The sequence below is a fragment of the Larkinella sp. C7 genome, from assembly GCF_006149005.1.
Lineage (GTDB): Bacteria > Bacteroidota > Bacteroidia > Cytophagales > Spirosomataceae > Larkinella.
In genome coordinates, this window is the sequence record NZ_VBSL01000001.1 from 140,864 (window position 1) to 166,989 (window position 26,126).

Here is a 26,126-nt window from a genome sequence, read left to right on the forward strand (position 1 = left end):
TCAAAGTAGATAACCACTACCACCTGCTTTCTGTACCTGAATTCTACTCTTTTTTCTCATGAATAAAGCCATTGGAAGGTACCGCTGGACGATTTGTGCTCTGGTGTTTTTTGCAACGACGATTAATTACCTGGATCGGGTTGTCATCAGTTTGCTGAAAGGCGACCTGGAAAAAGATTTTAACTGGTCGGAATCAGACTATGCAGATTTGGTGGTGGTTTTCCAGCTCGCCTACGCCTTTGGGATGCTGGGCGCAGGAAGTCTGATCGATAAATTCGGAACCAAGATAGGCTATACCATTTCGCTGACCGCCTGGAGTATTGTGGGTGTGCTGACGGCTTTTGCCAAAACAACCTTCGGCTTTGGCATTGCCCGGGCCGGTTTGGGACTGAGTGAATCCGGCAACTTCCCGGCGGCTGTCAAAACGATTGCCGAGTGGTTTCCCAAAAAAGAACGCGCACTGGCCACCGGTATTTTCAACTCCGGTACCAACGTCGGGGCCATCCTGGCGCCCCTTTCCGTGCCGTTCATCGCTGAATTCTGGGGCTGGCAATGGGCCTTCATCATTACCGGTGCGATTGGGTTTCTGTGGTTAATCCTGTGGATTACCATATACGATACGCCCGCGAAGCACAAGAAAGTCAGCCCGGAAGAACTGGCCTACATCAACAGCGATCAGGATGAGCAAACGGAAGATCAAACTTCGACCGAAAAAGTCTCCTGGTTTAAACTCCTGACGTTCCGCCAAACCTGGGCGTTCGTGATCGGCAAAATGCTCACCGACCCCATCTGGTGGTTTTATCTGTTCTGGTTGCCCGCCTTCCTGAAAGCCGAATACGGACTGGAAGGTAGTGCGGCTTCGTTGCCAGTGGCCGTGGTCTACACGATTGCCAGTATCGGCAGTATTTTTGGCGGCTGGTTGCCTCTAAACCTGATTAAAAAAGGGTTTCCGGTGTTCCGGGCGCGGAAAACATCCATGTTCATTTATGCCCTTTGTGCCATTCCGGCGGTTTTTATCCAGTATCTGGGCAGTATGGGCCTTTGGCTGGCGGTTTTGAGCATCGGGTTTGCTACCTCGGCCCACCAGGCCTGGAGTGCCAATATTTTCACGACGGTTTCGGATATGTTTCCGAAAAAAGCCGTGGCCTCCGTCATTGGGATTGGTGGGATGGCGGGTGGACTTGGTGGGATGGCTTTTTCGAAACTGGCGGGAAAACTGTTCGACCATTACAAGGCACTCGGGCACCTGGAAACGGGCTATTACATCATGTTCCTGATCTGCGGGTTTGGGTATCTGCTGGCCTGGCTGGTGATGCACCTGCTGGTTCCGCGCTATAAGCTGATCGAACTCTCCAGTTCAAGTACGCCGGTAGCACCCGTGGCTTAATGGTTTTCAGATGAAACGAATCGGCATTGTCATTTTTCTGATCATCAGTTTCTTGACTGGAGTTGAAGCCCAAATTGTTCGCAAACCAATTCCGGACAAACTCGTGGTTTTGACGTTTGACGATGCCCCCGTTACCCATGCGACGGTGGTGGCTCCGTTGCTGAAGAAATACGGGTTTGGCGGCACATTTTACGTTTGCGAATTCCCGCCCGACTTTGCCGACAAGCAGAAATACATGAGCTGGGAGCAGATGCGGGAACTGGACCGCATGGGATTCGAAATTGCCAATCATACGCTGACGCACAGCAACGTGGCCAAACTGTCGAAAGCACAGTTTACGGCGCAGCTCGATTCCCTCGAAGCGCGCTGCAAAACGCATGGCATCGACCGGCCGCTCACCACATTTGCGTATCCCGGCTACGGCACCAACCCACTTGCGTTTGAGGTTCTGAAAGAAAAAAACTACCAGTTTGCGCGGGTTGGCGGGGCGCGGGCCTATGATCCGACGACTGATTATCCGTACCTGATTCCGAGTTTCAGCACCACCGAACCCAATAATTTCGACAAAGAGCGGATTTTCAAGGCCTTTCAGGAAGCAAAAAACGGCAAGGTTGTCGTGCTGACGATCCACGGTGTTCCCGACTACGCGCACGATTGGGTGACCACGCCCCCGGCTATTTTTGAAGCCTATCTGAAATACCTGCACGACAACGACTACAAGGTCATTGCGCTGCGGGATCTGGCGCAATACGTCGATTACAAAGAGGCCCTGCGGATCATTCCGACGCCCCCGCCCCCGGTTTCGATTCAGGTGGATCTGAATAAGAAAAAAGGCAAAATGGAGCCCGTCTGGGCGTGGTTTGGCTACGACGAGCCGAATTATACGTACATGAAAGACGGCAAAAAACTGCTGTCTGAACTGGCCGAACTGAGTCCGGTTCCGGTGTATGTCCGGGCGCACAGCCTGCTGGTGACCGGCGACGGAAAACCAGCTCTGAAATGGGGTTCGACCAACGCCTACACGGAAGATGCCAAAGGGAAACCGGTGTATGACTGGACGATTGTTGACAAGATTTTCGATACGTACGTCGAGCGGAAAATGAAACCGATGGCGCAGATGGGGTTCATGCCGGAAGCGTTATCCTCCCAACCGCAACCATACGGTCATGACTGGCAACCCGGACAACCCTACGAAAAGATTTACACCGGCTGGCGGTATCCACCGAAAGATTACCGGAAATGGGCCGAGTTGATCTACCAGTGGGTCCGACATTCGGTGAAGCGCTACGGCAAAAAAGAAGTCGAAAGCTGGTATTGGGAACTCTGGAACGAGCCCGACAGTCCGTACTGGGGCGGCACGGTCGATGACTACAACAAACTGTATGACTATTCTGTAGACGCCGTTCGGCGGGCCTTGCCCACGGCCAAAGTCGGCGGTCCGCACGTCACGGGGCCGCAGGGGAAACGGGGCGCGACTTTCCTGAAAGCCTTCCTGGAGCATTGCCGGAGCGGCAAAAATTACGTCACCGGCAAAACCGGTACGCCCCTCGATTTTGTGGCTTTTCACGCGAAAGGGTCGCCCAAACTGGTCGATGGCCACGTTCGGATGAATCTGGGAACGCAATTGCGCGACATTTCCAGCGGTTTTCAGATCGTGGCTTCGTATCCTGAATTCAGCAAACTGCCCATCATCATTGGCGAGTCCGACCCGGAAGGCTGCGCGGCTTGTGGAATGCAAACCAACCCGGAGAACGCCTACCGCAATGGTACGATGTATTCGAGCTATACGGCGGCCGCGTTTGCCCGGAAATACGAACTGGCGGATGCGCATCGGGTGAACTTCAAAGGCGCGGTTTCCTGGTCGTTTGAATTTGAAGACCAGCCCTGGTTCTACGGTTTTCGCGATCTGGCGACCAATGGCGTCGACAAACCGGTGCTGAACGTATTTCGGATGTACGGCATGATGCGCGGAAACCGGGTAGACGTTACCGGTAACATGGCCTACCACACGATGGCAATCCGCGACTCCAGCGTTCGGCGGGCCGAACCAGACGTTAACGCCCTGGCAACCCGCGATACGGCTTCCAATACCGCGGCTGTGATGGTCTGGAACTACCACGACGACAACGTTCCGGCGGCCGCTTCGCCGGTCGATCTGGCTATCAAAGGCTTACCGGCCCAACAGGTGACGGTGACGCAGTACCGGATCGACGAAAATCACAGCAATTCCTACGCGGTCTGGCTAAAAATGGGTTCGCCAAAGCAACCGACGGCGGAACAAATTGCGACGCTGGAAAAAGCCGGAAAGCTGGCCCAATTTGAAGCGCCCGCGCAGGTGGCGGTTACCAACGGCACCCTCCGGCTGAAAACCGACCTGCCGAGGCAGGGGATTTCGTTGTATAAACTGACGTGGTGAAGTGGCTATTACACAGAGTTAATCAGAGGACATCAGCGTTTATCAAAGTTTTCTCTGTTAAACCCTGATGTCCTCTGATTAACTCTGTGTAATAGCTCTTACTCTCAAAACACATGAAAAAATTACTTTTTTTACTTCTCCTCAGCAACGCCTTACTTGCCCAACCCCGCTGGCCAGCCATCACGCAACAGGCCAAACCCTGGACCCGCTGGTGGTGGATGGGGAGCGCGGTGAACCCGAAAGACCTGACGAGCCTGATGACCCAATACCAGAAAGCCGGGTTGGGCGGAGTCGAAATTACCCCCATTTACGGGGTCAAAGGCGAGGAAAAACAGTTCATCGACTTTTTGTCGCCGAAGTGGATGTCAATGCTGGATCATACCCTGAAAGAAGCCAACCGGATTGGCCTGGGCGTCGATCTGGCCCAAGCGTCGGGCTGGCCGTTTGGAGGCCCTTGGGTGACGCCGGAAGATGCCTGTAAGTACGTCGTTCACAAGACGTTCACCCTGAAAAGTGGCGAAACCCTTAATGAGCCCGTCACTTACATCCAGAAGCCGATCATGCGGACGGTGGGCGAGAAGATTGACATCAAAGAAGTAGTCGAACCGATTGCAAAAAATCCGAACCTGCAACGTCATGCGTTCGATCAGGTGCGGTTTGAAAAACCGCTACCGCTGGTCACGATGATGGCGTATTCGGACAACGGCAGGGTCATCAACCTGACCACGAGCGTCGACAGTACGGGAAAACTGAACTGGACTGCACCGGAGGGCACCTGGATTCTGTATGCGGTTTTTCAGGGCTGGCACGGCAAGATGGTGGAGCGGGCCGGACCGGGGGGCGAGGGTGACGTCATCGATCACTTTTCCAAAACCGCCACGCAGAATTACCTCAAAAAATTCGATACGGCTTTTAAAGGGCACGACCAGAAAAACATCCGGGCGTTTTTCAACGATTCGTATGAGGTGGACGACGCCCAGGGCGAAAGCAACTGGACCCCGGCCCTGTTCAATGAGTTTGTGAAACGGCGCGGCTACGACCTGCGGCACCAACTGGTGTCGTTCTTTGCAAAAGGCAAAAATGACCGTTATCAGCGCGTGCTGACCGATTACCGGGAAACCATTTCGGAACTGCTGCTCGAAAATTACACGAAAACCTGGAGTGATTGGGCCAAAGGGAAAGGCAAGATTATCCGGAACCAGGCGCACGGTTCGCCCGCGAACATTCTGGATTTGTATGCCATCACCGACATTCCCGAAATTGAAGGCACGGAGATGCTGCGCATCAAATTTGCTTCGTCGGCGGCTAACGTGACGGGCAAAAAACTGACCTCGTCGGAGTCGGCGACCTGGGATAACGAACATTTCCTGTCGAAGCTGAGCGACATCAAAAAAGACATGGACCGGTTTCTGCTCGGCGGGGTGAACCACACGTTTTACCACGGCACCAACTATTCTCCGCAGGAGGCTGCCTGGCCCGGCTGGCTGTTTTATGCCGCCGTGCATTTCAATCCCAACAATTCCTTCTGGACGGATTTTGGGAAGCTGAATCAGTATGTAGCTCGTTGTCAGTCGTTTCTGCAAGCTGGAAAACCGAACAACGATGTACTGGTCTACCTGCCGATCTACGATGCCTTTGCCCGCCCCGCCCGGGACCTGCTGCAACATTTCGACGGCATCGAACACGGATTCAAAGGTTTGCCGGTGGAGAAACACGCCGAGGCTCTCCTGAAAAAAGGCTACGGTTTTGACTTTATATCGGACAAACAACTCATGAAGGTGACAGCCATCGGCGGGAAATTGCAAACGGGCGGTGTAACCTATCAGACGATTCTGGTACCCGAAGCGCAACTGATTCCGCTGGAGACGCTTCAGCAGTTGATGAAGCTGGCGCAAAGTGGGGCGAAGGTGGTTTTTGCCAACGAACTGCCGCAGGATGTTCCCGGTTGGGGCAAACTGGCCATTCGCCAGAACGCGTTCAATGCACTGATTACGTCGATTAACTTCGAAGACGCTGAGGATGGCTTGCAGAAAGCCCGGGTCGGGAAAGGCGCTTTCTGGGTGGCGAATGATCTGGAGGCTATGCTGACAGCAGCGGGTGTCAGGCGCGAGAAAATGGTCGATACCGGGCTTCAGGTGGTGCGCCGGAGCCACGCAACCGGTCATTATTATTTCATCGCCAACTGGGGCAACAAAGCTGTAGACGGCTGGGTGCCAATCAGCGTAGCTGCGAAGTCGGTGGCGTTGTATAACCCGATGACGGAGAAACTGGGCATGGCCCGGTTTCGGACGACCGGCGGGGTTGGGGAGGTATATCTGCAACTGGCACCCGGCGAGTCCTGCCTTCTGGAAACGTCGCGAACGGCCGTCAATGGTCCGGCGTATGCGTATTTGAAACCGTCAGCCGCCGGGACTGAAATCAAGGGAACCTGGACGATCAACTTCGTTGATGGAGGGCCGCAGTTGCCGACCAAAAAAGAAACCGATCAACTGGATTCATGGACGGAACTAGAGGGCGATGATGTGAAAAAGTTTTCGGGAACCGCCACCTACACGATTTCTTTCCCGAAACCGGAAGGAACCGGTGACGGCTGGCTGCTCGATCTGGGGAAAGTGGCCGAAAGTGCCCGCATCCAGCTCAATGGCAAAGAAATCGGAACGTTGATCGGGCCGACGTATCAGCTTTTTATTCCCAAAGACCAACTGAAACCGACCAACACGCTGACGGTTTTTGTGTCGAACAGCATGGCCAACCGGATTGCCGATATGGACCGGGAACACGTAAACTGGAAGAAATTTTACAACATCAACATGTCGGCCCGGCTGCGCGAAAACCGGGGTGCGGACGGAAATTTTACCGCCGAAAAATGGAAACCGCTGGCGTCCGGTTTGCTCGGTCCGGTGATGTTGACACCCGTAGTTTCGGGGAAATAGGATTGATCATTTCCCCGAAACTACGGGCCAGACCACTCGTTTATCCAATTTAAATTAAAGCACCAGCCCCGCCGATTTCCGAAACCAGTCGATCTCGGCATGGTAGTCGGCCACGGCTTTCCGGCGCTCGTCCTCGGTCCAGCCCAATTCGGCGGCCATGAGGTCGGCGACGGTTTCGGAAATCTGGTCGGTAGATTCCCAGTCGGTGAGTTCCAGCCCAAACCGCCGGGCCAGCACGTCCTTGAGGGTTTGCGCCATTTCGGCCCGTACCACAAAAACCACTTCGGCTTTGGTGTGTGGCAAACGATCTGAAAGCCGCTCGGCCCAGTCGGGCCGGTCGTGCATAAGCTGGGCAATTTCCAGACTTTCGGTGCCGTACTGCCGGTTCAGGTGTCTGGCAATGGTTTCCGGAACGGCATATTTATTGACCAGCACTTTCCAGAAATCATCCGCGTAGCCTTCGGCCCCCACCAGTTTGATGTGATCCGTAACGCAGGGTTGTTCGGGCCATTGCTGCAATTCGTAGAACTTGTCGATGGTGTCTTTCGCCATGAGTCGATACGTTGTCCATTTGCCACCGAGAATGCTGACGAGACCCGACGCCGGATCCACTTCCACCTCGTGATCGCGCACCAGTTGCTTGGTATCGGCGTTGGGGTCGGCCTGTAACAAGGGTCGCAATCCGGCAAAACCGGCAATGACCTGATCGGCAGTGATCGGTTTTTCAAAATACCGGTTGACGTAACTGATCAGGTAATCGACTTCCGCCCGCTCGACCACCGGCTCCGTTTCGCCCAGTTCCGACTCGGTTTCGGTCGTCCCAATCATCAGTTTTCCGTTGTAGGGAATGATGAAAACCACACGTCCGTCGTCGGTTTTCGGCACCAGAATGGCAGCATCCGATGGCATCAACTCGCCCGGCACAATGATGTGTACACCCTTGCTGACCCGCATCCGAATGCCCATTTCGGGGTTCGCCAGCAGTCGGATGCGGTCGGCAAACGGGCCGGTGGCGTTGATAAACCGTTTGGCCCGCACCCGCAACAACCGCCCCGTCAGCGAATCCCGCACATACAAAACCACCAGTTGACCGGCCGCGTCCTTCTCAAAGGTGCGGGCTTCGGCGTGGTTGAGGGCCACGGCGCCGTATTGCATGGCGGTTTTGACCAGCGACATGTTGTAACGCGCATCGTTCAACTGACCGTCGTAATACAACACCGCGCTGTGAATTTTATGGGTGAGCGAGGGGTTGCGTTTCAGGGCTTCTTCCTTGTTGAGCCACTCGCTTTTCCCGATGCTCAGGTCGCCGGAAAGCGTGTCGTACATTTTCAGTCCGGCGGTGTAGTAGATGCCTTCCATCCAGCTCATGCAGGGCGTCAGCAATGCCAGCGGGTGCGCCAGATGCGGAGCGTTCCGGATGAGCGTCAGGCGTTCGCGCAGGGCTTTTTTCACCATGTGATACTGGTTCAGATCGGCCTGTTTGACAGCCTGTTCCAGATACCGCACCCCGCCGTGAATCAGTTTGGTCGATTTACTGGAGGTTTCGGAAGCAAAATCATGCTTCTCGATGAGAATGGCCTTCAGACCCCGGCTTTGGGCATCGAGCAGACACCCGGCGCCGGTGGCTCCTCCGCCAATGATGCAAATGTCGAATTCCTGATTTTCGGCTTCTTTGAGATGGTCGGTACGCTGCATAGGACTGTTAATTATTTCGCAGAGTTTAGCGGAGAGCAACAAAGGTAAGCAGAGTCTCCGCTTAACGTTGCAAGTCTTTGCGTAACTCTGCGAAATAACTATTTAATATCTGGACTTCCCATTACCTTTGGTTATAACTATAGCTTATTTATTGTTCAAATGGAAGATTTTCGGCTGAGGGTATTCTACAGCGTTGCCCGTCACCACAGTTTCACCAAAGCCTCATCGGAGTTGTTCATCACCCAGCCCGCCGTTACCAAACACGTGAAGGCCCTGGAAGATATGCTCGGCCTGCGGCTTTTTGACCGGAAAGGCAATACCATTGTGCTGACGCCCCCCGGCGAGGTGTTGTTCCGGTATGCCGGGCAAATCTTTGATCTGTATCAGGAAGCCCTTTTTGAGCTCAATACTTTTAAAAATGACCTGAAAGGCAGTCTACGGCTGGGTGCCAGTACCACCATTGCTCAATACCTGATTTCTCCCCTCCTGGCTTCCTATTACGAACGGTATCCAACCATCCAGCTCAGTTTGCAAACCGGCAATACCGAGATGATCGAACACGCGGTTTCGGCCAAAGAGATCGATTTGGGCATTGTGGAAGGCAAAAAACACCATGCCGGGTTGAAATACCACGATTTTCTGGAAGACGAACTGGTGGCCGTCGTGCACAGCAACAGCCGCTACAGCCGTCTGAAGGAAATCTCGCTGGAAGAACTGAGCGCCATTCCGATGGTGTTGCGCGAACGGGGTTCCGGTACGCTCGAAGTGCTGGAAACGGCACTCCAGGCGCGGGGCATCCGGCCTTCTGCGCTAACGGTGGTCATGCACCTGGGCAGTTCGGAAAGCATCAAATCGTTTCTGGAACACGCCAATTGCCTGTCCATTCTGTCTTCACGCGCCATCGAAAAAGAAGTCAAGAGCGGAGTGCTCAAAATTGTCACCATCAAGGATTTTCGCCTGCCCCGAACGTTCAGTTTCGTCCATTTGCAGGGCTTACCAGAAGGGTTAGCCGCTGGTTTTATGACATTTGCCCGGCGGTATTATACCTCGTAAGCAGAAACCAAGCTGTTGACACCCTCTTTAATACACACAAAATCAACACGTTATTTTTTATTTACACTTACTATGTTACCATTTGGACATATCATCATCTTAATAGTAACCTTATGCATGTAACCTGATAAGATAGCCTATACTCATGAACGGGAAATGCAGGGGCCTTTCAACTCGAAACGTGTAACCAACATTTCCTTTTCATGCCCCTCTGTTCTACCATCCGTTTACCAAAATCGTTTGCATCCATCCAGGCTTTGCGCGCCCTGGCGGCCCTCCTGGTCACGCTCTTCCACGTATCGATGAAAATGGAAGATGTCGCGATTTATTCCCCCTTTTTGCGTTGTTTCAAAGCCGGTTTTGGTGGTGTCGATTTGTTTTTCGTGATCAGCGGTTTTATCATCACCCACACCAGCCTCTCGAAAATAAATCGACCGCATCAGTTGCTATTTTATTTAAAAAAACGTTTTGGGCGTATTTATGCCATCTACTGGCTGGTACTGCTGCTGGCCGGTATTTTATCCCTCTGGCTTAAAGCATTTGCGCCCTCGTTACAATGGCTTTCGTACTCCTTCAACCCCGCCGGAATTGTAAAAGCGGTAACGCTCTTCCCCACGCACGACAGCCTGTTACCGGTAACCTGGACCTTGAGCTACGAACTTTATTTTTACATGTTGTTCGGTTTGGTGATTGCTTCCAGTTACTTCCTGATCATCCCGATTGCCCTGGCGGCTGCTACGCTACTCAACAGTCTGGCCAGCGTGGCCGGACTGCCTGTTTTGTTCGAATTCGGTTTTCACTCGTTTCTGCTGAGCCCATTTAATCTGGAGTTTTGTTTCGGCATTGCCGCTTACTTTCTTGCCCGCCGGTATGCCTTCACCATTCACCCGGCGTTACTAGCCCTTTCCGTCTTTCTGTTCTTCCTGGCTGGCGAGTGGATTGACCCTTCTGAAATTGGATTGAGAATCTGGGGCTTTGGTGTGCCCGCCACCGTTATTTTGCTGGGTCTGGTCCGCTGTGAATTAACCGGTTCTTTCTCCTATCCGGGATGGCTCTTAAAATTGGGCGACGCTTCCTACCTCCTGTATCTCATTCACATACCCGCCATTATGATGCTTACGCAAGCTTTGATGATCCTGGGCTTTTCAAACTACGTGGTGCCAGCGAACGTCCTGCTGGTCGGCTTCCTGGCCTGGTTCAGTTGGCAGATGCACCACCGGGTCGAAAAACCGCTTTTAAGCTGGCTCATGACCAGCCGCCCAAAAACCGCTGCCCCCGGAAAAACGCAATCTGAAATTATTCTCTACGAAACGCCCCCCGTAGCCGGTGTTCATACACAAAAAGACAACGCGGCAGCGTTATCCTGAGACGGTCGCGGGATTCTTTCTATCCGGAAGCCTCTTTTGAGGCTTTTTTTATTCGTAAAAACTCCCGAAGATTGGGCTTTCATCACCTTTTGCTCTCCAATGCGCAACAACCAGTTTTATTACCTCGTCCTGTTTGTATTAGTTATCGTCGATGCCTGGCTGCTGGCCCATCCGAATTTGATTGGCCAGATCAGTATTTTCTGGTACGACCATGATTACCTTGAAACGCTGCCCAAAGCGATGGCCACCGTAGCGGTCACGGTTTTGGTGGCCTTGCTGCTCAGCTTCCTCATCAGCCGGGCCCTGAGCGGTACGCTGGCGACAGTGCTGGCCGTCACATTGTTTGTGGTCTGTCTGTTTGCGATTTTTCAAACCTATACCCGGTTTTCGACCGGTACCTACCAATTGATGGGTTCAGGCTTTAAAACTGGTGCGGTTCTGCTTCCCGTGATTCTGGCAATTATCTTCGGAAAAACGTCGTACGATGTTTTAACGACGAAAACGCCTAAAAACCGGCGGTAAAAGGATCGATTTATCACAACGGTTTTCGATAGATTCAGGCCGGTTATTTGTGGCTTTCCAGGTAGTGCTGCTTCAGCATATCTTCGCCGAAGTCGTTCCCTTTTTCCCGTAGAATGGCGTGGATGTGGTTGCCATCATTCTGAAAACCAACATTATCGTATTCGATCAGAAAATCGGGGCCATTGATGATGTAATAATGCGGTTTGTTGTTTTCGTGGCTACCAATCCAGGCAAAATAAACCTTGTCGATGCCCGACTTTACGATTTTATTGAAAAGCTGGTGGGCTTTCCAGTGTTCGAAATTGTGGGTATACTCCTGAATCAGCAGCGTCAGCAACGCCTTTTGTCCCTCATCGAATTGCCGGGCGGAAATGCCGTAATACTGCGTAATGCGCTGGCTGCCCTGCGGACTGGTTATGATGTCTTTCGGTACGTCCTGCCTGAGGGTAGCAAGGGCTTTCTGCTTGTCGGTCAGCGCGTTGATGAGCATAAATCCATAATCCTCCTCCTTGCTCAACACGCGTAGTCCTGCATATTTGGCGGATTTTACCTCCGATGGATCAGTACCGATAAAATAGGGCGACATCGACACCTGCTGGCCGTCGGCGGTAAGACTGAGCGCCAGGTGGTGTCCGCCAAAATTGAGCCCCCAGGGTTCGGTAGTCTGCGGTTTTCCCCAGACCGAAATGTAGTAATTACCGTGTGACCACTTTAGGTTCTGGACCATGGTGAGCGTTTTCTGGTCGATCTTGCCCTGATCGAATGCCTGTTGGTAGAGGGTATTCAGAATGTCGTCCAACTGCATGATACTCGTCGTTTTCAGGTAGCCCTGCGAGCTCAGCATCGCCGACAAAACCCGGTGAAAAGCCAGACGGCTCTGGTCGGATAAGGTTCCGTAGGCAATACCAGGCCGGGGCACCAGGCCCACCGGCAGGTTGGTCCATTTTTTTCGAAGACTGTCGGCAAAGGCAAACTGCGTTTTTTGCAACTCTCCGGCATCAAGCGTGCTGAGAAATTGCGAGGTCGTTTCGATCAGTGTTTTGGTCGACTGGGCCCATGTAAACGGAGTCAGGAATCCGCAGAGTAACAGGAGGATAAGATTTTTTTTCATCGCCAGCGGTTTGAACCTAAAATTAGAATATCTTCCACGAACTTACTAATCGGATTCCGCCGATCGGGATTTTCCGGAGGGTGGGGCTGGCGGTCAAAAATGATGACTTCATCCAATTATAGTCGCAACTATTGGCATCCATTTCGGGTTAAACAAGTAGATTTTGCAGAATCCTTGCGTTTTTACCAAAGTAATCACTTGTCGTTAGTGGTTTTTGGCTAATTTCGCCCGGCGACTCCTCGCCCGGCGTTGTCCATTCGTTGCGCAGGGTCGTCACTATGGAGGATAGATAGCCAACCTGAACGATTAAGTTTACCATAACCGATTTACTCTACCCCAAATACGTATGTCAAACACTGCCGAACTGTCTGTTGATGGTAAAACCTACCAATTTCCAATCGTTGTTGGTAGCGAACAAGAAAAAGCCATCGACATTTCTAATCTCCGCGACCAAACGGGTTATGTTACGTTAGACAAAGGATACAAAAATACCGGTGCGACCCAGAGCGCGATCACTTTCCTGGATGGTGAAGAAGGCATTCTGCGGTACCGGGGCTATTCCATTGAAGACCTTGCCGACAAAGCCAGTTTCCTGGAAGTGGCTTACCTCCTGATTTACGGTGACTTGCCGACTCAGCAGCAATACGCCGAGTTTGAAGACAGCATCCGGCGTCATACGATGGTAAATGAGGACATGCGGAAAATTTTTGAGGGTTTCCCCAATAATGCCCACCCGATGGGCGTATTGTCGTCCCTGGTGAGCGCTCTGAGTGCGTTTTATCCGGATTCATACGACGACAAAGCGCCGGATCAGACGCAGATGCACATCATCCGGCTGCTGGCCAAACTGCCGACGATTGCCACCTGGTCGTTTAAAAAATCGCAGGGCCATCCGGTCAATTACCCAAAAAATCAGCTCGACTATTGCTCGAATTTCCTGCACATGATGTTTGCGCTGCCGGTGGAAGACTACCAGGTTGATCCGGTGGTTTCCCGCGCATTGAACAAATTGCTGATTCTTCACGCGGATCACGAACAAAACTGCTCGACTTCGACGGTTCGGCTGGTTGGTTCGTCACGCGCCAATATTTATTCCTCGATTTCGGCTGGTATCAACGCCCTGTGGGGGCCGCTCCACGGTGGTGCCAATCAGGAAGTGATCGAGATGCTGGAAGAAATTAAGGCCAATGGCGGTGATGTTGCGAAATACGTCGACATGGCGAAAAATGCCAAAACCACTGGTTTTCGGCTTTTCGGCTTCGGCCACCGGGTTTATAAGAATTTTGATCCCCGGGCGCGTATCATCAAAAAAGCGGCCGACGATGTGCTGAGTAAACTCGGCGTGAACGATCCGGTGCTGGAAATTGCCAAAGGGCTCGAAGAAGCGGCTCTCCACGACGAGTATTTCGTGTCGCGGAAACTGTATCCTAACGTCGATTTTTATTCCGGAATTATTTACCGCGCCCTTGGCATTCCGACCAATATGTTCACGGTGATGTTCGCCATCGGCCGTTTACCCGGCTGGATCGCCCAATTCGTTGAAATGCGGGCGCAGAAAGAGCCAATCGGCCGTCCCCGTCAGATTTATACCGGCCCGACGCTGCGCGAGTTTAAAGCCATCGGCGATCGGTAGAATTCACGAACGGTAATTAATTATATTATTGCAGGAACCCCGTATGTATGCGGGGTTCTTTGCTTTTCCACCAGTCACAAAAAAGAGGTGGTCAGCAACGGCCAACCACCTCTTCATTTGTCAAACAATACTGAAAATTTTCCGGTATGAAGCCGCAAAACCGGCTCCCGGCGGTATCTTCTTAATCGAGTGTCTCGTCACCTTCAATAGCAGCGCCAACAGGATCGACCAGCGCATCTTCGTTGGCATTCACCATCGCCCGAATTTTAGCTTCCAGTTCGGCCATCAATTCGGGGTTGTCGGATAACAGATTTTTCACGGCATCGCGTCCCTGTGACAGCCGGTTGCCTTCGTAGGAGAACCAGGAACCGGATTTTTTCACGATTTCCAGTTCAACCGCTAGGTCCAGCACTTCACCGACTTTCGAAATTCCCTGTCCGTACATGATGTCGAATTCGATCACTTTGAAGGGAGCAGCCAGTTTATTTTTGACCACCTTCACTTTTGTGCGGTTCCCCATGATTTCATCGCCGTCCTTGATCTGTCCGATCCGGCGAATGTCCAGCCGAACCGACGAGTAGAATTTCAGGGCATTTCCACCCGTGGTCGTTTCGGGATTGCCAAACATGACCCCGATTTTTTCGCGCAGCTGGTTGATAAAGATGCAGCAGCAACCGGTTTTGTTGATCACGCCTGTCAGTTTCCGCAAGGCCTGCGACATCAACCGGGCTTGTAGACCCATCTTGCTGTCCCCCATGTCACCTTCCAGTTCAGCTTTCGGAACCAGCGCGGCCACGGAGTCGATAACGATGATGTCGATAGCCCCGGAACTAATCAGGTGTTCGGCAATTTCGAGCGCCTGTTCACCGTTGTCGGGTTGCGATATTAATAAGTTTTTGGTATCGATTCCTAATTTTTCAGCATACGAGCGGTCGAACGCGTGCTCGGCATCGATGAACGCAGCCAGCCCACCGGCTTTCTGAGCTTCGGCGATGCAGTGCAGGGTCAGCGTGGTTTTCCCCGACGACTCCGGCCCGTAGATCTCAACGACCCGACCCCGTGGAACACCCCCGATTCCCAACGCCAGGTCCAACCCCAGCGAGCCCGTCGAAATGACCGGAATATCAACGACTTTGCTTTCACTCAGCCGCATGACCGTGCCCTTGCCATAGGCCTTGTCCAACTTTTCGATGGTCGTTTGCAGGGCTTTCAGTTTGTTCTCAGTAGCCGTACTAGCGGTTGCTTGTGCCATGTGATGTGTTTTTCCTCAAAAAATGATTTTTAGTATGTTTAGCCTTATAAAATTACGATTTTGCAGCCAGATTTGCAAGCCCTGTTTGTAAAATAATCAAAATATATGAAGCGTAGTATACGCTCGGTAACCCGACAAAAGATAACACAGGTTAAACATTTTTCTGCAATACCCCCGTGTAACCGAACGATTACTACTATAGTTGTATGGTATTTATATTTTATATCCCATACAGTTAGCGCGCAGTTGGACAACCGGCCCTTCGATCAGCGCTTTCGGCTCGACAGTACCCAAAAACTGAGTTTTCGCTTCACGGGTTTGGGATTTGTCCGGAATAATGAGTTTTTCGGCCCCATCGCCGACGGTTATACGCTCTTTGGTTATCAGCTTAATCCCCGGATTGCCTACCAGCCTGCGCCGAACGTAGTACTGGAAGCCGGTGTGTTTTTCAGGAGCGATTTTGGCCAGGAACGCATCACGCAAATCGCGCCGACGTTCACCGTCAAATTTCGCCACCACAACTGGAATTACCTCTTTGGGACGTTGGAAGGTTCAGTAAGTCACAACCTGATCGAGCCGCTCTACAATTTTGAACGGCTGCTGCAACAGCGCATCGAGAACGGCCTGCAAATCAACCACCAAACCGACCGCACTTTCTTCGACGGCTGGATCAGCTACCTCCAGAACACCCGGCCCGGCTACACGCGTCAGGAGCAGTTCTGGGGCGGAATTTCGGCCGAGTTTTCGCTGCTGTATTCCCCCGATTTTCGGCTGAGCGTGCCGCTCCAGTTCACGGTTTTTCACGCTGGCGGCCAAAACATCAACAGCCCGCTCCCCGTGCGAACGGCCTTGAACACGGCCGGCAGTCTGCGTTTGACGTGGCAGAACGCAGCGTCTGGTTTTCTGCGCTCGGCCCGGTTGGACACCTATGTGGTCGGCTATTCTGAAAATGCGGAAAAGTCCTACTCCGGTGGTGCTTTTTATCCCAACCTGACGCTCCAGCTCAAACCGCTGACGGTTTTGGTTAGCTACTGGCGCGGAAACGCCTACCGGGCCGAATTGGGCGGGGATTTGTACCAGAGCGAAACACGCCGGTACAACAGCAACTACGAGGAGCGCAACCGACAACTGTTGATGCTGCGTTTTTTAAAAGATATTTCGATCGCCCATGGGCTTTCGGTAACCGTCCGTTTCGAGCCGCATTATGACTTTGGAAACGGAAAATTTGAGCATTCGGAGGGGGTTTATATCAACTTCCGGCACTAAAAACCAGGAGAGTCTGCTACTTTTGTCTATGATTCGTAAAATCCTGCTGGCCCTTTTGGGCGTATGTATTGTGCTGGGAATCTGGTACCACGACCTGATCGGGTATGGCTGGATGCAGGCGAAGGGGCAATTCCGGATTTTGTGGCACACGCGACCGGTCGAGGAGGTGCTGGCCGATGCGTCGTTTCCGGATTCGTTAAAGCAGAAAATTGAACTTATTCAGGAAATCAAGCGTTATGCAGTTGATTCTCTGGGCATTAATCCTTCCAAAAACTACACGACATTTTACGACCAGCACGGGCAACCGATTCTGTGGGTCGTGGTAGCTTCGGAAAAATACCGGCTTGTAGCGAAGGAATGGGAGTTCCCGGTCATCGGGACGTTTGTGTATAAAGGCTATTTTGAACGCGACCGCGCTGACAGGGAACGCGATGCACTGAAACAACTGGGCTACGATACGCGTTTAAATGAAGTATCAGCCTGGTCGACGTTAGGATTTTTCCGTGACCCTATTTTGTCATCCATGCTGAAACGATCGGAAGGACAGTTGGCCGAATTGATCATTCACGAATTGACGCATGGCACGCTGTTTGTAAAAGATAATTTGGAATACAACGAAAACCTCGCGGATTTTGTCGGTGAATATGGCGCTTTAAAATTTTTGACCCAGAAATACGGAGCCAACGCACCGGCGACTCTTGGCTATCTGGATTCGAAACAATACGGCGAAAAATACGACGAACATATTTTGCGTGGCACCCGGAAACTCGATAGTTTGTATGCGACTTACAACCCTCAAACGCCCGAAAGGGTCAGGGAGAAGAAGAAGTGGCAGTTGATCGATCAGATTGTCGAAACCGTCGATACCCTGGAAACGAGGCCATTGGCGGGCGCGCCGGTTCCTAAAAAGCGCCGGTTTAACCCGCAAAATTTGCCAAATAACGCGTACTTCGTAGGCTATAAAACCTACCGACAGCAGCAGAACCGCTTCCGGCGCGAATTTGAAGAGAAGTTTAAAAGCAATTTTAGTCAGTATCTGGCGTATTTAAAAAGGACATACCCGTCCTTGTAAGTTTGATGACGGTTGAGCCATATTTTATGGCGGTTCACCCGTTTCCAGTTGGAAGTACCTATCTCTAATCCTGACATTTGCGGGGCCAAGGGTCAAGCGATCATGAAAAAAGTAGTCCTTATCCTATCCATCCTAACCACAGCGGCTCTGTCGCAGGTAGCGCTGAAACCGGAAAATGCGTACCGTCGCGTACCCAATTCCAGTTTTGGGGCCGGTGAGCACCTGGAATACAAAGTCCATTACGGCATTTTCAACGCTGCGGAAGCGGTTGTCGATGTGGCTCCGACGCTTTATAAAGTCAACGAACGGCCTTGCTACCGCGTCAACGTGTATGGCCGAACCGTCGGTGCCTTCGACCTGGTCACCCGGATTCGCAACACCTGGCGGTCGTACATCGATACGACGGCGATTCTGCCGCAGAAATTTTTTGCCCACATCGAAGAGGGAAACCACCGCAAGGAAGAGAACGTCACCTTCAATCACTTTGCCAATACCGTTCGGGCCGAAGAAAAAAACCAGAAGGATGTTTTTAAAGTGCCCGATAACGTCCACGACGTCATTAGCGGCTATTATTACTTACGAACCATCGACTTTAGCCGGGTCAACACGAATCAAACCATCGAAGTACCCGCTTTTTTCGACGATCAGGTCTACAATATGAAGGTGCGGTATCGGGGCCGGGAGGTGGTAAAAACCCGGTTTGGTCACATCAATGCCATCAAACTCAACCCGGTTTTGCCGGAAAATAAATTGTTTAAAGGTGAGGACGCGATTCGAATCTGGGTGTCGGACGATGCCAACAAAGTTCCGGTGAAAATCGAAGTGGAACTGTGGGTAGGTTCCATGGAAATGGATCTGAAAAAGCACTCCGGTCTGCGAAACGATCTGAAGTTTTTTAAGCAGTAAAATATCTGCGAACCGGTCCGTCAAGGCCGGTTTTTCCATTCAAGAATAGTACGAACGAAAGCTCTGGTGTAGGTAATGAACCAGGGCAAATGGTCGTAGGAAATTTCGGTGTAGGGGCGGCTTTCGGCTCCAAAGCTCTGGTAATACGCCTTCACCGACTCCGCTCCCACCGCCGGACTTTCAAAATCAAATTCCACAGGTTGTCCGGCAAACTCCTCAATAAGTTGATTGATCATCCACAACCGCGCCTGTTGCTTCCGCCCGGTCGGTGATGCGCCGTTGAAAAGATAAATAATCCGGTTGCGATCCAGCACAAACAAGCCACCTGCTTCGGCGTTTTTTTCGCCTTCTTTCCGGGCCAGCCAGATGCGCGCCAGTCCCCGGTTTTTCAACTGATCGACGGTTTTCACAAACCGGTCGTAGATCGTCAAATCCAGTTGAATACCGCCAACCGCCTTTTCTTCGTTGTGTTCCCGATGCAGTTGAATCAGCAGCCGCATGTCCGGCTTTTCTTCCACCACCCAGCCCACATTGCGCGCCCGGTTGAGGTTGGTTTTCCGGTCGGTTGCATATTGCCGGTAGATTTCTTCGTAGGGCTTATTGAGTGGTAAAACGTGGTTATTACGCTTGATTACGGAAAAACCGGTTGGAAATCGCAGGTCATTTTCATTTTTTTCGTTAAAGCGGTACGAAACCACCCACCGAAAAGACCGGTTTAATTGATCGAAAAATTCGGAAGACCATAAAGCCAAATCAATTCCGGCCCGGCTAAAAATTCCCAGTTGCTGGCAGTAATCGGGCTGGTAGACGTACCGAATTCCGTATTTCTGTTTGTAAACCACCGGCATCACGGCCACATACTGCCCGGCCTGTTCGGCCACGATGCCACCCCAATGCGGAGCACCAACACCCGTGGTCAGGGCATCCAGGTACCACGAAAACGCATAGATCAGCCGTTGGGGCGATTCGGCAACGCAAGCATCCCAGCGAACCGCGTCGAGGTCGGCGCGATCGAGATACCGGACGGTCATCGGGGGAAAAGCGTTTGCTGCAGCCATTGCTTCAACCGGTGCAAGAACCGCACCGAATCCGGCAGTTGGTTGCTCACCAGTCGAACATACGGTTCCGATTCGGCGCCGAAACCCCGGTTAAAAGCCGCCAGCGATTCAACTTCGGGACTTTCAAAATCAAAACAGAGCGGCTGCCCGGCGTATTCCCGAATGAATTGATCCAAAATAACGGTTCGGGCGTTGCCCCTCCGCCCTTCCGGACTGGCCGCACAGAAAAGGTGGATAATCCGGTTGACATCCGTTACCAGCAGACAACCCGCTTCGATCCGACCGTTTTGCATCGCCACGCGGATGGTTACCTGCTGCCGGTTTTGCAAAACCGCAACCAATTGCCGGAGTTGATCATAGGCCTGGGGGGCAACGCGGCCAATGCCAGCGGTGTTATACTTCCGAAACAAGTCGATCAGCGGCTGGATATCAGAAGTGTCCACAAACGTCCATTCCTGTTGCAAACCGTGTTTCAGATTATACTTTTGGCCTTTGGAATACCGTTTGGCCAGTGCTGCATATGGTTTTTGGAGATGCAGAACATGATTGGTCATCGGTATCAACTGTACCGATTCACCTGCCAAAGCCGGGGCGTTAGCGGCATGCAACTGATAGGAAGGGGTGTAGCGGATATGGTGTTGGAGAGCGTCCAGAAACCGGGACAAAACCGCAGCATCAGGTGTTTCTCTGGCCGAAAAAACACCAAGCTGGTGGCAGAATAAAGGCTGAATAACGGACTTGACGCCATAGCGATTGCGAACAGGCAACGGCATCACTCGCTCATAATCACCTTCTACCAGCAACTCCCAGCCGGGCGAAACGACATCCAGGTACCACGAAAAGGCATAGACCAGCCGCTGCGGGGAAAGAGCCACACAGCGATCATACGCAGCATCGTCGATGTGTTGTCGGGAGAGCAGGCGGACCAAAGGAGTGTTTAATTTGGTGTTAAGGGTTAAAAGTGATGAGTTGCGTGCGTCAGCCAACTCATCACTTTTAACTTATTTCAACGAGCCCTTCAGCTTTTCGACGGTTTCGCGGATTTGCGGGTTCGTGTTGGTGATGTCGCTGATCGTTTGAATGGCGTGAATAACCGTGCTGTGGTCACGTCCTCCGAAATGATAGCCAATCGATTTCAACGACAGTTCCGTCAGGTCTTTGGCCAGAAACATGGCAATCTGACGCGGAAAAACCGCTTCTTTCTTCCGGCTTTTGCTTTTCAGATCAGAAACGGCAATCTTGAAGTGATCGGCCACCACGTCCTGAATGGTATCGATGGTTACTTCCTTGTCCGAGTCGATGATGAGGTTCCGCAGGGTGTTCCGGGCCAGATCCAGATCGATTTCCCGGCGGTTGAGCGACGCCTGTGCCATCAGCGACACGATGACGCCTTCCAGTTCCCGGACATTCGTGTTAATGCTGTGCGCCAGGTACTCGATGACGTTATGTTCGATAAAGATGCCTTCGCCCAGCAGTTTTTTCTGAATAATGGCCGTCCGCGTTTCCAGATCCGGCTGGGTCAGGTCGGCTGTCAGGCCCTGCTTGAAACGCGACTGAAGCCGGTCCTGCATACCCTGCAAGTCGCGGGGGGCGCGGTCAGACGTCATGATAATCTGCTTTTTGGCGCCGTGCAGGTGGTTGAAAATATGGAAAAACGTCTCCTGGGTTTTTTCTTTTCCCGCCCAAAACTGCACATCATCAATGATTAGCACGTCGACCTGCATGTAAAAACCCATGAAATCCCGCAGCGAATCGGTACGGATGGAGTTGATAAACTGGGTGGTAAACTTTTCGGAAGACACGTACAGGACAAATTTATCCTGGTTGTTATTTTTGATATAATTGCCGACGGCCTGCACCAGGTGGGTTTTGCCCAACCCCACCCCGCCGTAGATCATCAGCGGATTGAAGGCCGTTGTTCCCGGATTCTGGGCGATGGCGAAACCCGCCGAGCGGCCCAGCCGGTTGCAGTCGCCTTCAATAAAGTTATCAAATGTATAGGCCGGATTCAGGTACGAATCCAGTTGCAGCGAGTCCAGGTCTTTCATTTCGAATGGACTCTTCAAAATATCGGCGTCGACGTTATCCGGTTTGGCATTCTGGGGCGATTTTGACGTCGGCACGTTGACCGTCAACGGTTTGCTGCCTTCGTCGCCTTTGTCGACAATGATCGAATATTGCAACTGCCCGTGATGACCGATGGCAAAGTCGAGCGCTTTTCGCAGTAGATGAACATAGTTTTCCTCCAGCCATTCGTAGAAGAACTGGCTGGGTACCTGGATGGTCAGTTCACTCCCATTCAGGCGCAGGGGAACAATCGGCTCGAACCAGGTCCGAAAACTCTGGTCGGGAATGTTCTCCTGGATCACCTGCAGGCAGCGGTTCCAGACCGTCACTGCTTCGCGCTGTATGCCGGGTACGGATATGTTCACAGTTTCATTTTACCAAATCATAAAGCCAAATTGTCCAAGACAATCAGCCCGGTGGGTGAAAAAAGGGAGACAAAAGTAGGAAAAAAAATAGAGCAGACAAGGTGACTTGCCAAACTCCGGTCGGATAAAAATACAGCCCCATTTTTTATCTATCAATACATTGAAATAGATTATCAAAATAATACAACCCAACAATGAACGGTGAAGCCTTCCGCTGTGGCTTTACTCCGAAAAGACCTAACTTTGGAAAAGAATGGATTGGATGGATGAATGGTTGAAAACGGTTTGATGGTTAAAGCGGTTTGATGGTTAAATGGCTGACGGCTGCTTGTGAAGGTCGTCCTTTCTACCCGAAAAATCATTCATCCAACCATTTTAATCATTCCAACCATTTTAACTATCCCAACCATTTTTAACCATCAAACCCTCCAGCCCTTGATACTATGTTTTCTATAAAATCGCTCTTTCCACCCGTGACGAAAGCGGAGTGGACCCGGCAGGTGGTGGCCGACCTGAAAGGGAAACCGGTTGAATCTCTGAAGCGGCTCACACCCGACGGCCTGGAGACGGAGCCGTTTTATACGAACGAAGACCTGGCGAAGCTGCCACTTGCCACCAACCAGCAAAGTCAGCGAACGGGCCGGTCGCTGGGCTGGCTGAATGTTCCGGGTGTGCGGTTTGAAACGGAAAGTGAGACCAATACGGTTCTGCGTACGGGTCTCACCAAAGGAGCCGACGGTTTTCTTCTTGATTTGACCGCGGCAAAAATCGAAAAAATTCAGTGGAGTCGGCTGCTGCATGGCCTGAAACTGAGCGACACGCCGGTTTGGTTTCGCGTCGATGGGCAGTCGGAAAACGTGGTGATGGCGTTGAAGCAGATGCTGCCGTATCAACTGAAAGGCGGTATTTTTGACGAACCGGTGGCCCGTTCCCTCCAGTCTGGCACCCATCCCGACGCGGCTCTGGCGCAAATGTCGGAAGCGACGCGCCTAACGCTGGATTCACCCCACTTTCGAACCATCACGGTCGGCAGCACGGTTTTCCACAACGCCGGTGCCACAGCCCCGCAGGAACTGGCCTTTACGCTTAATTCGGTGGTGGAGGTATTCGATCACCTGACCAACGCCGGTTTAAGGATGGAGCAACTGATTTTCAAAACCGCCTTCGCGGTTTCGGTCGGAACGAGTTACTTCTCCGAAATCGCGAAACTCCGCGCCCTCCGCATCCTCTGGCAACGCTTGTTACTTCATTATTCGATATCCGATATTCATCATTCAGTATTCATCCACGCCCAAACCTCCACCTTCTACGACGCTACGGCTACCCCTTATAACAACCTGCTCCGGGCTACGACGGAAGCCATGTCCGCCGTCATCGGGGGCTGCGATGCGCTGACTGTTCATCCCTACGATGCGGTTTTCAGCGAACCCGATGAATTTTCTACCCGCATTGCCCGGAACATTTCTATTTTGCTGAAAGAAGAAGCCCATCTGGACAAAACGTTCGACCCCTCGGCGGGTTCGTATTACCTCGAAACCCTGACGAACGAACTGGTCGAATCGGCCTGGGCATTGTTTCTGGACGTCGAAAACCGGGGTGGTTTGTTGAAAGCAACCGAAAGCGGTTTTGTTCCGGGCGAACTGGAGAAAGCGTATCAGGCCAAAGTGGAAGCGGTGAAGAACGGTCGGATTTTGGTGGGTGTGACGAAGTTTCGGGTCGATGGAGAAGTAAGGGTGGCCAAACCGGTAAGACTTCAAAAAACCTTCCCGGATTTCCGGTTGTCCCAAGAATTCGAGTAATTTCCAGACGAGAAAACCGGTATGAGACCTGATTTCAATACGCCACATCATCAAACGACACCTGACAACCTTCCCTCGTCAGTTAGCCCGTCGCGCCCTTTCGTGACCTCTGAAGGCATCAAGATAAAACCACACTACGAAGCTGCTGACCTTGCCGACGCCCAGCATCTGGGTTCCGTTGCTGGTATACCGCCTTTTCTGCGCGGCCCCTACAGCAGCATGTACCTGACCCAGCCGTGGACGATCCGCCAGTATGCCGGTTTTTCGACCGCCGAAGCGTCCAATGCGTTCTACCGCCGGAATCTGGCGGCCGGGCAAAAAGGGCTTTCCGTTGCGTTCGATCTGGCGACGCACCGGGGCTACGATTCCGACCATCCGCGCGTGGTGGGTGACGTGGGCAAAGCCGGGGTTGCCATCGACACGGTGGAAGACATGAAAACGCTGTTCGACCAGATTCCGCTCGATCAGATGTCGGTATCGATGACCATGAACGGGGCGGTTTTGCCCATTCTGGCATTTTACATCGTGGCGGCTGAGGAACAGGGCGTCCGGCCGGAGCAATTGGCAGGCACCATTCAGAACGACATTCTGAAGGAGTTCATGGTACGGAACACCTACATCTACCCGCCCGAACCGTCGATGCGGCTGGTGGGCGACATTTTTGCGTATACGAGTCGCTACATGCCCAAATTCAACTCCATCAGCATCAGCGGCTACCACATGCACGAAGCGGGCGCACCTGCCCATATCGAACTGGCCTATACGCTGGCCGACGGCCTGGAATACATCCGAACCGGTTTAAAGGCCGGGATGAGCATCGATGATTTTGCGCCCCGTCTGTCGTTTTTTTGGGGAATCGGTATGAACCATTTCATGGAAATCGCCAAAATGCGGGCAGCCCGGGTGCTTTGGGCCACGCTGGTGAAACCATTTGCGCCCAAAAATCCCAAATCGCTGGCGTTGCGAACCCACTGCCAGACCAGCGGCTACAGCCTGACGGAACAGGACCCGTTCAACAATGTGGCCCGGACGTGTGTCGAAGCGCTGGCGGCTGTGCTGGGGCATACGCAATCGCTGCATACGAATTCGCTGGACGAAGCCATTGCGCTGCCCACCGATTTTTCGGCGCGGATTGCCCGAAATACACAGCTTTATCTGCAATATGAAACCGATGTAACGTCCGTTGTCGATCCGTGGGGCGGTTCCTATTATGTCGAATCGTTAACCGATCAATTGATTCAGAAAGCCTGGGCGTTGATTCAGGAAGTGGAAACCCTAGGCGGCATGACCAAAGCGATTGAAACCGGCCTGCCCAAACTCCGCATCGAGGAAGCGGCTGCCCGCAAACAGGCCCGGATCGATTCCGGTAAAGATGTCATTGTCGGCGTCAACCAATACCGTCCCGATTCAGAAAAGGAACTGGAAGTGCTGGAAGTAGATAACCAGGCCGTTCGGGAAGGACAGATCCGGCGGATTAACGAGGTGAAAGCCCGGCGGGATCAGTCCAAAGTGGAAGCCGCGCTGGAAGCGATTACCGCAGCCGCTCGTTCAGACCGGAACGCCGGAACGTTGCAATCCGCAACAGCGTCTATGTCTGACAACCTCCTGACCCTCGCCATCGAAGCCGCCCGCCACCGGGCTACGTTAGGAGAAATTTCATACGCTATGGAAAAAGCATTTGGCCGACATAAGGCCACCATTCGTTCCGTGTCGGGCATCTATTCCGCCGAGGTGTCGGATGATGAAAACTTCCGGCTCGCCCGTCAGCTCACCGACCGGTTTGCCGAGCGGGAAGGCCGACGTCCGCGAATTCTGGTGGCCAAAATGGGCCAGGATGGTCACGACCGCGGGGCCAAGGTTATTGCCACCAGCTTTGCCGACCTGGGCTTCGATGTGGATATGGGGCCGCTGTTTCAGACACCGGAAGAAGTGGCCCGGCAAGCTGCCGAAAACGACGTCCACCTCGTGGGCGTGTCAAGCCTGGCCGCCGGGCATAAAACGCTGGTGCCGCAACTGATCGAAGAATTGAAAAAGATTGGCCGTGACGACATCATGGTCATTGCCGGGGGCGTCATTCCCGCGCAGGATTACCAGTTTCTGTATGATGCGGGGGTTAAAGGCGTTTTCGGGCCGGGAACGGTTATTTCAATAGCGGCTCAGAAAATACTGAAGGAGCTGATGCCCGGGTTGGATCAGCCCTAGATCGTAAACCGTTTTTTCGTAT

General features: G+C 52.5%; 18 protein-coding genes and 1 pseudogene. 13 read left to right on the top strand and 6 right to left on the bottom strand.

Annotated features, from left to right (window positions below):
• Positions 1-58 precede the first annotated feature (58 nt).
• From FH871_RS00575 to FH871_RS00585, 4 genes and pseudogenes are all read left to right on the top strand, one after another.
• Complete coding sequence (locus FH871_RS00575; RefSeq protein WP_138989406.1) at positions 59-1,387, top strand: MFS transporter; 1,329 nt, start codon at positions 59-61, stop codon at positions 1,385-1,387.
• A gap of 10 nt (positions 1,388-1,397) precedes the next feature.
• Positions 1,398-1,847, top strand: a pseudogene (locus tag FH871_RS33725) (polysaccharide deacetylase family protein); the annotation flags it as partial.
• A 309-nt stretch (positions 1,848-2,156) separates the two neighbouring features.
• Positions 2,157-3,803: a beta-xylosidase gene (locus FH871_RS00580; protein ID WP_229317053.1), complete on the top strand. Its 1,647-nt coding sequence runs from the start codon at positions 2,157-2,159 to the stop codon at positions 3,801-3,803.
• 113 nt (positions 3,804-3,916) lie between these two features.
• Positions 3,917-6,736, top strand: coding sequence for a glycosyl hydrolase (locus FH871_RS00585; protein ID WP_138989408.1), 2,820 nt, complete (start codon positions 3,917-3,919; stop codon positions 6,734-6,736).
• A 54-nt stretch (positions 6,737-6,790) separates the two neighbouring features.
• On the opposite strand, the gene FH871_RS00590 is transcribed toward FH871_RS00585, so the two are convergent.
• Complete coding sequence (locus FH871_RS00590) at positions 6,791-8,431, bottom strand: glycerol-3-phosphate dehydrogenase/oxidase (RefSeq protein ID WP_138989409.1); 1,641 nt, start codon at positions 8,429-8,431, stop codon at positions 6,791-6,793.
• 159 nt (positions 8,432-8,590) lie between these two features.
• Between FH871_RS00590 and FH871_RS00595 the strand changes: the two genes are divergently transcribed.
• From FH871_RS00595 to FH871_RS00605, 3 genes are all read left to right on the top strand, one after another.
• Complete coding sequence (locus tag FH871_RS00595) at positions 8,591-9,484, top strand: LysR substrate-binding domain-containing protein (RefSeq protein WP_138989410.1); 894 nt, start codon at positions 8,591-8,593, stop codon at positions 9,482-9,484.
• 203 nt (positions 9,485-9,687) lie between these two features.
• Positions 9,688-10,851 (top strand): acyltransferase, encoded by a 1,164-nt coding sequence (locus FH871_RS00600; RefSeq protein WP_138989411.1) that lies wholly within the window; start codon positions 9,688-9,690, stop codon positions 10,849-10,851.
• Positions 10,852-10,950: 99 nt separating this feature from the next.
• Positions 10,951-11,373, top strand: coding sequence for a hypothetical protein (locus FH871_RS00605; RefSeq protein ID WP_138989412.1), 423 nt, complete (start codon positions 10,951-10,953; stop codon positions 11,371-11,373).
• 43 nt (positions 11,374-11,416) lie between these two features.
• Here the strand turns inward: FH871_RS00605 and FH871_RS00610 are convergent, their stop codons facing one another.
• Complete coding sequence (locus FH871_RS00610; RefSeq protein ID WP_138989413.1) at positions 11,417-12,484, bottom strand: DUF3500 domain-containing protein; 1,068 nt, start codon at positions 12,482-12,484, stop codon at positions 11,417-11,419.
• A gap of 346 nt (positions 12,485-12,830) precedes the next feature.
• Between FH871_RS00610 and FH871_RS00615 the strand changes: the two genes are divergently transcribed.
• Positions 12,831-14,117, top strand: a complete 1,287-nt coding sequence (locus FH871_RS00615; protein WP_138989414.1) for a citrate synthase — start codon at positions 12,831-12,833, stop codon at positions 14,115-14,117.
• 181 nt (positions 14,118-14,298) lie between these two features.
• Here the strand turns inward: FH871_RS00615 and recA are convergent, their stop codons facing one another.
• Positions 14,299-15,369, bottom strand: a complete 1,071-nt coding sequence (gene recA / locus FH871_RS00620; RefSeq protein ID WP_138989415.1) for a recombinase RecA — start codon at positions 15,367-15,369, stop codon at positions 14,299-14,301.
• A gap of 246 nt (positions 15,370-15,615) precedes the next feature.
• Between recA and FH871_RS00625 the strand changes: the two genes are divergently transcribed.
• The 3 genes from FH871_RS00625 to FH871_RS00635 all read left to right on the top strand — a co-directional run bounded on the left by FH871_RS00625 (position 15,616) and on the right by FH871_RS00635 (position 18,613).
• Positions 15,616-16,635 carry a hypothetical protein gene (locus tag FH871_RS00625; RefSeq protein ID WP_138989416.1) on the top strand — a complete coding sequence of 340 codons (1,020 nt, stop codon included), beginning with the start codon at positions 15,616-15,618 and terminating at the stop codon, positions 16,633-16,635.
• A gap of 28 nt (positions 16,636-16,663) precedes the next feature.
• Entirely contained in the window at positions 16,664-17,707 is a 1,044-nt protein-coding gene (locus FH871_RS00630; protein WP_138989417.1) for an aminopeptidase, read from the top strand.
• A 102-nt stretch (positions 17,708-17,809) separates the two neighbouring features.
• Positions 17,810-18,613, top strand: a complete 804-nt coding sequence (locus FH871_RS00635) for a DUF3108 domain-containing protein (protein WP_138989418.1) — start codon at positions 17,810-17,812, stop codon at positions 18,611-18,613.
• Positions 18,614-18,633: 20 nt separating this feature from the next.
• Here FH871_RS00635 and FH871_RS00640 read toward each other — a convergent pair whose 3' ends face one another.
• The 3 genes from FH871_RS00640 to dnaA all read right to left on the bottom strand — a co-directional run bounded on the left by FH871_RS00640 (position 18,634) and on the right by dnaA (position 22,082).
• Positions 18,634-19,671, bottom strand: coding sequence for a GNAT family N-acetyltransferase (locus FH871_RS00640; protein WP_138989419.1), 1,038 nt, complete (start codon positions 19,669-19,671; stop codon positions 18,634-18,636).
• On the bottom strand, positions 19,641-20,600 hold the full coding sequence (locus FH871_RS00645; RefSeq protein WP_138989420.1) for a GNAT family N-acetyltransferase: 960 nt from the start codon (positions 20,598-20,600) through the stop codon (positions 19,641-19,643). Before FH871_RS00645 ends, FH871_RS00640 begins: the two co-directional genes overlap by 31 nt.
• 72 nt (positions 20,601-20,672) lie before the next feature.
• On the bottom strand, positions 20,673-22,082 hold the full coding sequence (gene dnaA, locus FH871_RS00650) for a chromosomal replication initiator protein DnaA (RefSeq protein WP_138990207.1): 1,410 nt from the start codon (positions 22,080-22,082) through the stop codon (positions 20,673-20,675).
• A gap of 464 nt (positions 22,083-22,546) precedes the next feature.
• Between dnaA and FH871_RS00655 the strand changes: the two genes are divergently transcribed.
• A complete protein-coding gene (locus FH871_RS00655; protein ID WP_138989421.1) occupies positions 22,547-23,902 on the top strand; it encodes a methylmalonyl-CoA mutase family protein in 1,356 nt (451 codons plus the stop codon).
• Between the two features lie 21 nt (positions 23,903-23,923).
• Positions 23,924-26,104: a methylmalonyl-CoA mutase gene (gene scpA / locus FH871_RS00660; protein WP_138989422.1), complete on the top strand. Its 2,181-nt coding sequence runs from the start codon at positions 23,924-23,926 to the stop codon at positions 26,102-26,104.
• Positions 26,105-26,126 lie beyond the last annotated feature (22 nt).